At 70.0% G+C, this 9,133-nt stretch carries 9 protein-coding genes; 5 read left to right on the top strand and 4 right to left on the bottom strand.

Annotation, left to right across the window (positions count from 1 at the left end):
* Positions 1-44: 44 nt before the first annotated feature.
* Positions 45-2,282: a transglycosylase domain-containing protein gene (locus tag JGS39_RS31645; RefSeq protein ID WP_219573180.1), complete on the bottom strand. Its 2,238-nt coding sequence runs from the start codon at positions 2,280-2,282 to the stop codon at positions 45-47.
* Positions 2,283-2,680: 398 nt separating this feature from the next.
* On the opposite strand from JGS39_RS31645, the gene JGS39_RS31640 reads away from it, so the two are divergent.
* Positions 2,681-3,031: a WhiB family transcriptional regulator gene (locus JGS39_RS31640; RefSeq protein ID WP_018551136.1), complete on the top strand. Its 351-nt coding sequence runs from the start codon at positions 2,681-2,683 to the stop codon at positions 3,029-3,031.
* A 30-nt stretch (positions 3,032-3,061) separates the two neighbouring features.
* Here the strand turns inward: JGS39_RS31640 and bagB are convergent, their stop codons facing one another.
* A complete protein-coding gene (gene bagB, locus JGS39_RS31635) occupies positions 3,062-4,516 on the bottom strand; it encodes an ATPase BagB (RefSeq protein WP_236064048.1) in 1,455 nt (484 codons plus the stop codon).
* A complete protein-coding gene (gene bagA / locus JGS39_RS31630; RefSeq protein ID WP_219573179.1) occupies positions 4,513-5,502 on the bottom strand; it encodes an ATPase BagA in 990 nt (329 codons plus the stop codon). Before bagA ends, bagB begins: the two co-directional genes overlap by 4 nt.
* An 82-nt stretch (positions 5,503-5,584) precedes the next feature.
* Between bagA and sp36 the strand changes: the two genes are divergently transcribed.
* The 4 genes from sp36 to JGS39_RS31610 all read left to right on the top strand — a co-directional run bounded on the left by sp36 (position 5,585) and on the right by JGS39_RS31610 (position 8,072).
* On the top strand, positions 5,585-5,743 hold the full coding sequence (gene sp36 / locus JGS39_RS31625) for a Sp36 family protein (RefSeq protein WP_003967454.1): 159 nt from the start codon (positions 5,585-5,587) through the stop codon (positions 5,741-5,743).
* Positions 5,743-6,213, top strand: a complete 471-nt coding sequence (locus JGS39_RS31620) for a RidA family protein (RefSeq protein WP_219573178.1) — start codon at positions 5,743-5,745, stop codon at positions 6,211-6,213. Before sp36 ends, JGS39_RS31620 begins: the two co-directional genes overlap by 1 nt.
* A 147-nt stretch (positions 6,214-6,360) precedes the next feature.
* Positions 6,361-7,245 carry an NUDIX hydrolase gene (locus JGS39_RS31615; RefSeq protein WP_219573177.1) on the top strand — a complete coding sequence of 295 codons (885 nt, stop codon included), beginning with the start codon at positions 6,361-6,363 and terminating at the stop codon, positions 7,243-7,245.
* A complete protein-coding gene (locus JGS39_RS31610) occupies positions 7,242-8,072 on the top strand; it encodes an MBL fold metallo-hydrolase (RefSeq protein ID WP_219573176.1) in 831 nt (276 codons plus the stop codon). Before JGS39_RS31615 ends, JGS39_RS31610 begins: the two co-directional genes overlap by 4 nt.
* A 204-nt stretch (positions 8,073-8,276) precedes the next feature.
* On the opposite strand, the gene JGS39_RS31605 is transcribed toward JGS39_RS31610, so the two are convergent.
* The gene (locus tag JGS39_RS31605) at positions 8,277-8,951 is read right to left on the bottom strand and encodes a Crp/Fnr family transcriptional regulator (RefSeq protein WP_123460131.1); all 675 of its coding nucleotides are present in this window, start codon (positions 8,949-8,951) and stop codon (positions 8,277-8,279) included.
* Positions 8,952-9,133: the final 182 nt, after the last annotated feature.

Below are 9,133 nucleotides of genomic sequence, written 5' to 3'. Positions count from 1 at the left end.
GGGCGCCCCACCTTCATGTCCGGCGTACGCGGGGAAGGGCCGGGTCAGGGGCCGTTCGTCCCGCCGTCGTTCTGGCCGCGGCCGTTGCCGTCGTTGCCGCCGAGCAGGTCCGGCGGGATGCTGATGCCGGGGAAGGGGTTGTCGTCGCCGGGCTTGTCGTCGCCCTCGCCCGGCTTCTTCTTCTCCTTCTTTTCCTTGTCCTCCTTCGGCTTCGCCCGCGGTACGTCGACCGGGTTGAAGGCCGGGGTCTCGGAGGCGTCGAGGGAGCCGGTCATCGCCGTCTTCCAGATCGGACCGGGCAGACAGCCACCGCAGACGTCCTCGTAGTACTGGCCGCCGATGGTGATGTTGCTCATCGGGATCTGGCGGGCCCCGTCACTGCCGACCCACACCGCCGTGGACAGGTTCGGTGTGTAGCCGACGAACCAGGCGTTGATGCGCTCGTCGGTCGTACCGGTCTTGCCCGCGTTGTCACGGTCGCTGAGACCGGCCGACTGCCCGGTGCCGTCCGCGACGACGCCCTTGAGCATCTGGTTGATGGTGTCGGCCGTGTGCTCGCTCATGGCCCGGTCGCACGTCGACTTCGGTACGTCGATCTGCTTGCCGTCCGGCTTGGTCACCGAGAGGACCGCGATCGGGGAGCAGTACGTGCCCCGGTTGGCGAAGGTCGCGTAGACCGAGGCCATGGCCAGCGGCGTCGACTCCTGGCCGCCCAGCGTGGTGTTGGCGACCTGCCACAGCGGCTTGTTGTCGCCGCGGTTGTAGCCGACCTTCTTCGCCATCGCGAGCGTCTCGCAGAGGCCGGTCTTCTGCTCCAGCTTCGCGAAGTAGGTGTTGATCGACTTGCCCAGCGCGCTGGTCATGTCGAACATGCCCTTCTCCGTTTCGAGCTCGTTCCCCACCTCCCACGGCTTGTCGTCCGCGGGCTGGTTGTCGCAGGTGCGGAAGCTTTCGCCGGGCAGGGAGATCTCGTGCGGGGTGGTGAAGCTCTGCGCCGGACTGATGCCCTTCTCCAGCGCTGCCGCCGCGGTGATCGGCTTGAAGGTCGATCCGACCTGGAAGCCGGCGTAGCTGCCGCCCATCTCGTGGTCGACGGAGAGGTTCAGCACGGTCTGGTGCTTGGCCGCGTCCAGTCCGTACGGGCGGGACTGCGCCATCGCCAGGATCTGGCCGGTGCCGGGCTGGACCTGGACGACCGAGGCCGCGACCTTGTCGGTCTCGTTGACCCGGGAGGTCGCCGCCTCGTTGGAGGCAGCCTGGGAGCGCGGGTCCAAGGTCGTCTTGATGGTGAGTCCGCCGGTCGCCCAGAGCTTGGCGCGGTCCTTCGCGGTCTTGCCGAAGGCCGGGTCGCTCGTGACGATCTGGCGTACGTAGTCGCAGAAGAAGCCGGATCCGCTGACCGCGGTGATGCAGCCGTTCTTCGGCCGCTTCACCTTCAGCTTGATCGGGGCGGCCTTGGCCTTGTCCGCCTCTTCCTGCGAGATGTCCTTGACGTCGGCCATCCGCTGGATGACGGTGTTGCGACGCTTGGTCGCCTCTTCCTTGTCGTTGACGGGGTCGTAGCGGCTGGGCGACTGCACGATGCCGGCCAGCATCGCCGCCTCCTCCAGCTTGAGGTCCTTCGCCGGCTTGGAGAAGTACCGCTGGGAGGCCGCCTCGACGCCGTACGCCTGCTGCCCGAAGAAGGTGATGTTGAGGTAGTTCTCCAGGATCTTCTTCTTGCCGAGCTCTTCCTCGACCTGGATCGCGTACTTCAGCTCCTGGACCTTGCGGCCCAGCGTCTGCTGCGTGGCCTGTGCGACCTTGGTCGGGTCGTCGCCCGCCTCCTCGACGAAGACGTTCTTCACGTACTGCTGGGTGAGGGTCGACGCGCCCTGCGCGGTCCCGCCCGCCTGTACGTTGCGGTTCATCGCACGCAGGATGCCCTTGAGGTCGACCGCGCCGTGCTCGTAGAAGCGGGCGTCCTCGATCGCGATGATCGCTTTCTGCATGTACGGGGAGATCTTCGTCAGCGGCACGACGGTGCGGTCCCGCGAGTACACCGTGGCGATCTGGCCGCCCTGGTTGTCCAGGATCGTGGTGCGCTGGCTCAGTGGCGGAGTCTTCAGATTGGCCGGGATCTCGTCGAATCCGTCGACCGTTCCCTTGGCGGCGAGACCCAGTGCTCCGGCGGCCGGCAGCGCGATGCCCGCCAGGACCACTCCGGAGAGTGCGGCGACACCGAGGAACTTGGCGGCCTGCTGGGTCGTCGTGAGACCCCCGCCCGAGCGCTTCTTTGGCATGGGGGCAGCCTACGTTCTCATTCGCCGGACACACGTATATGCCTTGGCCTAAGCTGCTCTCAACTGTCACAGCAGTCCGGTTTTGTATCAACCCCCCTGCATGACCCTGTGCATGACCCGGCCACGAGTTCAGGCGCTCCCGAAATCGCCTCGTGTGTCATCGATCGTCCGTTATAACTCAGGTGGTCTGTCCCGATTCTGCCGGGATAGTCGCGGATGTCCTCACCTCACTCCCCTGGGTGATCTGCCGCATACGCATAGTCCGTTCGGGCCATTCAAGATTGGGCCCGAAGGGGGTGTTGTGCTGTCGCCACCTTCCGTAACGTCCTCAACTGGCAGCGGTGAATATGCCGCTGCCGCCGTGGGGGAGCCTCGATTCGGGAGAGGACGGCGCCGGGATGGGCTGGGTAACCGACTGGAGTGCGCAGGCAGCCTGCCGCACTACCGATCCGGATGAACTGTTCGTACAAGGGGCAGCGCAGAACAGAGCCAAGGCGGTGTGCACCGGATGCCCGGTGCGGACCGAGTGCCTTGCCGATGCGCTCGACAATCGCGTCGAATTCGGCGTGTGGGGCGGAATGACCGAGCGGGAGCGCCGCGCACTGCTGCGCCGGCGCCCGACGGTCACGTCGTGGCGCCGGCTGCTGGAGACCGCACGCAGCGAGTACGAGCGGTCCACGGGCATCCTGCCCGTGGCGATCGGGCTGGAGGACGACGAACTGCACGAGACGTTCGCCGCCGTGGGGTAGTCCCGGGCGGCGGGACGGACGACGGGGAGACTACGCAGCTCCGGCCGATGCGGAACCGGTCGCGAGCCGGTCCCCGATGGCTCGCAGCCCTGCGAGGTCATGGACATCTCCGGGCAGCGCGGCCACGGCGGTCACGGCCACCTCGGGATGCAGTGCGGTGAAGCGGTCGCGTGTGTGCTGTTCGCGCGCGACCACCTGCATCCGTTCGGCATGCAGGCGCAGCAGACCGGCCGTCAGCTGTTCGACGGTCACGGCGTCAGCGGTAGCTGTGTTCGTTGCGGCGTCGGTACGCGTGTCCGCTTCCGCGTCCGGGATGTCGGCGGGGTCATGCTCCGAGGCGTGCTCGGACGGTTCGGGGGTGGCGGCTCCTGCGGTGTCCGGGGTCGGTGCGGAACCGGCCGCGGGGGATTCGGCGGGCTCACGAAGTCCAGCCTTCCCGGCCCCCTGATCCACAATGCCGTCGGCATCAAGATTTTCTGCGGCCGCCAGCGCGCGCTCCGCGGAGAGCCGGGCGGCGTCACTGCCGTGGACCCGGTTGAGCACCAGACCGGCCAGCGGCATGTCCTCCGCGGCCAGCCGCTCCACGAAGTACGCGGCCTCGCGGAGCGCGTCCCGCTCCGGGGTCGCGACGACGAGGAACGCCGTGCCGGGTGCCTGGAGGAGCTTGTACGTGGCATCGGCGCGGGTGCGGAATCCGCCGAACATGGTGTCCATCGCGGCGACGAAGGTCTGCACATCCCGCAGGAACTGGCCACCGAGCAGCTTGCCCAGCGTTCCTGTCATCATCGACATGCCCACGTTGAGGAACTTCATTCCGGCCCGGCCGCCCATCTTCGCCGGGGCCATCAGCAACTTGATGAACTTCCCGTCCAGGAACGAGCCCAGCCGCTTCGGCGCGTCCAGGAAATCCAGGGCGGACCGTGACGGCGGGGTGTCGACGACGATCAGGTCCCACTCGTCGCGCGCCCGCAGCTGACCGAGCTTCTCCATCGCCATGTACTCCTGCGTACCGGCGAAACCGGCCGACAGCGACTGGTAGAAGGGGTTCTCCAGGATCGCCCGGGCCCGCTCCCCGTCCGCGTGCGCCTCGACGATCTCGTCGAAGGTCCGCTTCATGTCGAGCATCATGGCGTGCAGTTCGCCGGCGCCCTCGGCCCCGACGCCCTTGACCCGGCGGGGGATGTTGTCCAGTGAGTCGATGCCCATGGACTGGGCCAGCCGGCGCGCCGGGTCGATGGTGAGGACGACGACCTTGCGGCCGCGCTCGGCCGCCCGTACGCCGAGGGCCGCCGCGGTCGTTGTCTTGCCGACGCCGCCCGAGCCGCAGCACACGACGATCCGGATGTCCGGGTCGTCGAGCAGGGCGTCGGTGTCCAGAGAGGGGGCCTGGGCCGTGGCGGCGCCCGCACCGGCATCAGTACCGGCGCCCGTTCCGGTGCCGGTGTCCGCGCCGGTACGCGCTCGCGTGCCCGTGTCCGATGTCATGAGCCCACCCCTTGTTCCGCCGCCCCTTCGCCCACGCCCTGCTTGCGCAGCTCCACCGCCAGTTCGTACAGCCCGGCCGGGTCCACGCCCTCGCCGATCAGCGGGAGTTCGTACGACGGCAGCCCCAGCCCCGTCAGCACGGCGCGCTGCTCACGCTCCAGCTCCACCCGCTGCGCGTGCTCGGCCGCCTGCTCGACCAGGGGGCGTACGAGTCCCGCGGAGCCGGTCACGCCTGCCCGGGTGAGGGTCTTGGCGATCTCCTTGCGCCGCCCGCCCGCCGCGGTGCGCAGCGCGTCCTCGTCCAGCAGGTGCGGGCGCACCATGTTCACGATGACCCGGCCCACCGGAAGTTCGGCGGCCTGCAGCTCCTCGATGCCGTCGGCGGTCTCCTGGACCGGCATCTCCTCCAGGAGGGTCACCAGGTGAACCGCCGTCTCGGGGGACTTCAGCACCCTCATCACGGCCTGCGCCTGATTGTGTATCGGGCCGATCCGGGCCAGCCCCGCCACCTCGTCGTTCACATTGAGGAAGCGGGTGATCCGGCCGGTCGGCGGGGCGTCCATGATCACGTAGTCGTAGATGAACCGGTTCTGCTTGTCCTTGCGGCGCACCGCCTCGCACGCCTTGCCCGTCAGCAGGACGTCCCGGACACCGGGCGCGATGGTGGTGGCGAAGTCGATCGCGCCGAGCTTCTTCAGCGCCCGGCCCGCGCTGCCGAGCTTGTAGAACATCTGGAGGTAGTCGAGGAGGGCGCGCTCGGCGTCGATCGCGAGTGCGTACACCTCGCCGCCGCCGGGCGCGACGGCGATCTTGCGTTCCTCGTAGGGGAGGGAGTCCGCCTCGAAGAGCTGGGCGATGCCCTGTCTGCCCTCGACCTCGACGAGGAGGGTGCGCCTGCCCTCGGTCGCGAGGGCGAGCGCGAGGGCGGCGGCGACCGTGGTCTTACCGGTACCGCCCTTGCCGCTGACGACCTGGAACCTGCTCACGTATTCGAGCCTAACCAGTCGCGCCGCAGGCTACGCACGAGGCTGGGCGTCCCGTGGACCGGCCAGGCATTACAGTCGGGCCATGACCAAGTGGGAATACGCGACCGTGCCCCTTCTCGTGCACGCGACCAAGCAGATTCTGGACACCTGGGGCGAGGACGGCTGGGAGCTGGTCCAGGTCGTTCCCGGCCCGAACAACCCCGAGCAGCTCGTGGCCTACCTCAAGCGGGAGAAGGCCTGATGGCGGGCGCCGTCGAGGCGAAGCTCGCCGAACTCGGGCTTGCCCTGCCGGACGTCGTACCGCCGCTCGCCTCGTACCAGCCCGCCGTGCAGTCCGGGGTGTACGTGTACACCTCGGGCCAGCTGCCGATGGTGGACGGCAAGCTCGCCGTCACCGGCAAGGTCGGCGCGGAAGTCACGCCCGACGAGGCGAAGGAGCTCGCGAAGACCTGCGCGCTCAACGCGCTGGCCGCCGTGAAGTCGGTCGCGGGTGACCTGGACCGGATCGCCCGCGTGGTGAAGGTCGTCGGGTTCGTCGCCTCCGCCACGGACTTCACCGGCCAGCCCGCCGTGATCAACGGTGCCAGCGAACTGCTCGGCGCGGTGCTCGGTGACAAGGGCGTGCACGCCCGCAGCGCCGTCGGCGTGGCCGTGCTGCCGCTGGACGCGCCGGTCGAGGTCGAGGTCCAGGTCGAGCTGACCGGAGCCTGAGCCGAAGCCGTACCGCTGCCGGGGCGCCGCCCCTATTCCGTGTGATCCCGTCCGGTCGTGACGACCGGGCGGGATCATCTGTGTACAGGGCATGCACGGATCATCGTGCCCCTCGAACATCGGCACGGTTCCGGATAGCCTCCGGCCATGTCCAATGGTCAGTGGTACCCACCGGAATGGCCCGACCGGATCCGGGCCCTCGCCGCAGGCGAACTGACGGCGGCGACCCCCAGGCGGGCCGCCACCGTGATGCTGCTCCGGGACTCCTCCGCGGGTACCGGGGACGGGCCCACGGTCCACATGCTGCGCCGGCGCACCTCGATGGCCTTTGCCGGAGGGGCGTACGCCTATCCGGGTGGCGGGGTCGACCCGCGCGACGACGACCGGCTCGTCGGCTGGGCGGGTCCCGCGCTGGAGGACTGGGCGAAGCGGCTCGGGGTCGGTACGCCGGCCGAGGCCCAGGCGATCGTGTGCGCCGCGGTCCGCGAGACGTACGAGGAGGCGGGCGTCCTGCTCGCAGGCCCGACCGCGGGCACGGTCGTCACGGACACCACCGGTGCGGACTGGGAGGCCGACCGCGAGGCGCTGGTCGCGCGGGAGCTGTCGTTCGCCGAGTTCCTCGACCGGCGCGGGCTGGTGCTGCGCTCCGACCTGCTGGGCGCCTGGGCGCGCTGGATCACTCCGGAGTTCGAACCGCGCCGCTACGACACCTGGTTCTTCGTCGCCGCGCTCCCGGCCGGCCAGCGCACCCGCAACGCCTCGACGGAGGCCGACCGCACGGTGTGGATCGGTCCGGCCGAGGCGGCCGACGGATACGACCGGGGTGAGCTGCTGATGATGCCGCCGACGGTTTCCACGCTGCGTGCGCTCAGGCCGTACGCCACCGCCGCGCAGGCGCTGGAGGCGGCATCGGGCCAGGATCTCGCCCCCGTGCTCGCACAGGCCCGCCTGGAGGGCGAGGAGCTGGTGCTGAGCTGGCCGGGGCACGAGGAGTTCACCAAGCACATCCCGGCGGGCGGTGGTTCCGCATGAGTGACGCGGCAGCGCTGCCCGGACAGCCGCGCGGCGGGGTGCTGTCCGGCCCCGCCACGCCCCGTGCGGTCAACGTCCTCGCGCCGAACGCGTCGGCCATGACCCTGGACGGCACCAACACCTGGATCGTCGCCGAGCCCGACTCGGACCTCGCGGTGGTCATCGACCCGGGCCCGCTGGACGACGCCCATCTGCGGGCGGTCGTCGACACGGCCGAGCGCGCGGGCCGGCGGATCGCGCTCACGCTCCTCACCCATGGGCACCCCGACCATGCGGAGGGGGCGGCCCGGTTCGCCGAGCTGACCCGGACGAAGGTGCGGGCGCTGGACCCGGAGCTCCGGCTCGGCGACGAGGGCCTGGGCACGGGGGACGTGATCACGACCGGTGGTCTCGAGATGTACGTGGTGCCGACCCCGGGCCACACCGCGGACTCGCTCTCCTTCCATCTGCCCGCCGACCGTGCGGTGCTGACGGGCGACACGATCCTCGGGCGCGGGACGACGCTGGTGGCGCACCCGGACGGGCGGCTGGGGGACTACCTCGACTCGCTGCGGCGGCTGCGTTCGCTGACGGTCGACGACGGGGTGGACATCGTGCTGCCCGGCCACGGCCCGGTGCTGGACGACGCGCAGGGCGCGGTCGAGTTCTACCTGGCACACCGCGCACACCGCCTGGCCCAGGTGGAGACGGCCGTGGAAGGCGGGTACCTGACGTCGTCCCAGGTGGTGGCACACGTGTACGCGGACGTGGACCGGTCCCTGTGGCCCGCGGCGGAGCTGTCGGTGCGGGCGCAGCTGGAGTATCTGCGGGAGCACGGACTGATCTGACGGGCTCTGCCCGTCACGGAGCCTGCGGGCTGCCCCCGTACTGATCCGGGGGAGGGCTCTGCCCCGTACTGATCCTGGGGCTCTGCCCCTTACGGACCCGGCGGGATCCGCCCCGTACTGATCCGGCGGGATCCGCCCGTGACGTACGCGAGGGGCCCTGCCGGTGTTCGGCGGGGCCCCTCGGGCGTTGCGTACGACGACGGGTCAGCGGGACCGCTTGGCCAGCCGCTCCACGTCCAGCAGGATCACCGCACGGGCCTCCAGCCGCAGCCAGCCGCGGCCGGCGAAGTCGGCGAGGGCCTTGTTGACCGTCTCGCGGGATGCGCCGACCAGCTGGGCCAGCTCCTCCTGCGTCAGGTCGTGCACGACGTGGATGCCTTCCTCCGACTGGACGCCGAAGCGGCGCGACAGGTCGAGGAGGGCGCGGGCGACTCGGCCCGGCACGTCGGAGAAGACCAGGTCGGACATCTGGTCGTTGGTCTTGCGCAGGCGCCGGGCGACGGCGCGCAGCAGGGCCGTGGCCACCTCGGGGCGTACGTTCAGCCAGGGCTGAAGGTCGCCGTGGCCGAGGCCGAGGAGCTTGACCTCGGTCAGCGCGGTCGCGGTGGCGGTACGCGGGCCCGGGTCGAAGAGCGACAGCTCACCGATCAGTTCGCCGGGGCCGAGGACCGCCAGCATGTTCTCGCGCCCGTCGGGGGAGGTGCGGTGGAGCTTCACCTTGCCCTCGGTGACCACATAGAGGCGGTCGCCCGGGTCACCCTCGTGGAACAGCGCGTCGCCGCGCGCGAGGGTCACCTCACTCATCGAGGCGCGGAGCTCCGCGGCCTGCTCGTCATCGAGCGCCGCGAAAAGCGGGGCGCGCCGCAGAACGTCGTCCACGAGTTCTCTCCTTGTCGGCCTGTTCAGGGAACCGTGGTCCCCATCATGCCGGACGGTAAAACAGTGCGATCAATCACAAACCAGTTTGACGCACGTGCGTGCCGGAGCGTACGGCAGGGGGCCGATTGGGGGTGGATCGCCCGCGAGCGGGGCGGACGCGGGCGATCCACCCCCAATCGGCC

Origin of the sequence: Streptomyces poriferorum, from assembly GCF_019399235.1 — a bacterium.
In the GTDB taxonomy this organism is placed as follows: Bacteria; Actinomycetota; Actinomycetes; order Streptomycetales; family Streptomycetaceae; genus Streptomyces; species Streptomyces poriferorum.
The sequence above is the reverse complement of the archived record's forward strand: the minus strand, read 5'-3'. Positions and strand labels throughout refer to the sequence as shown.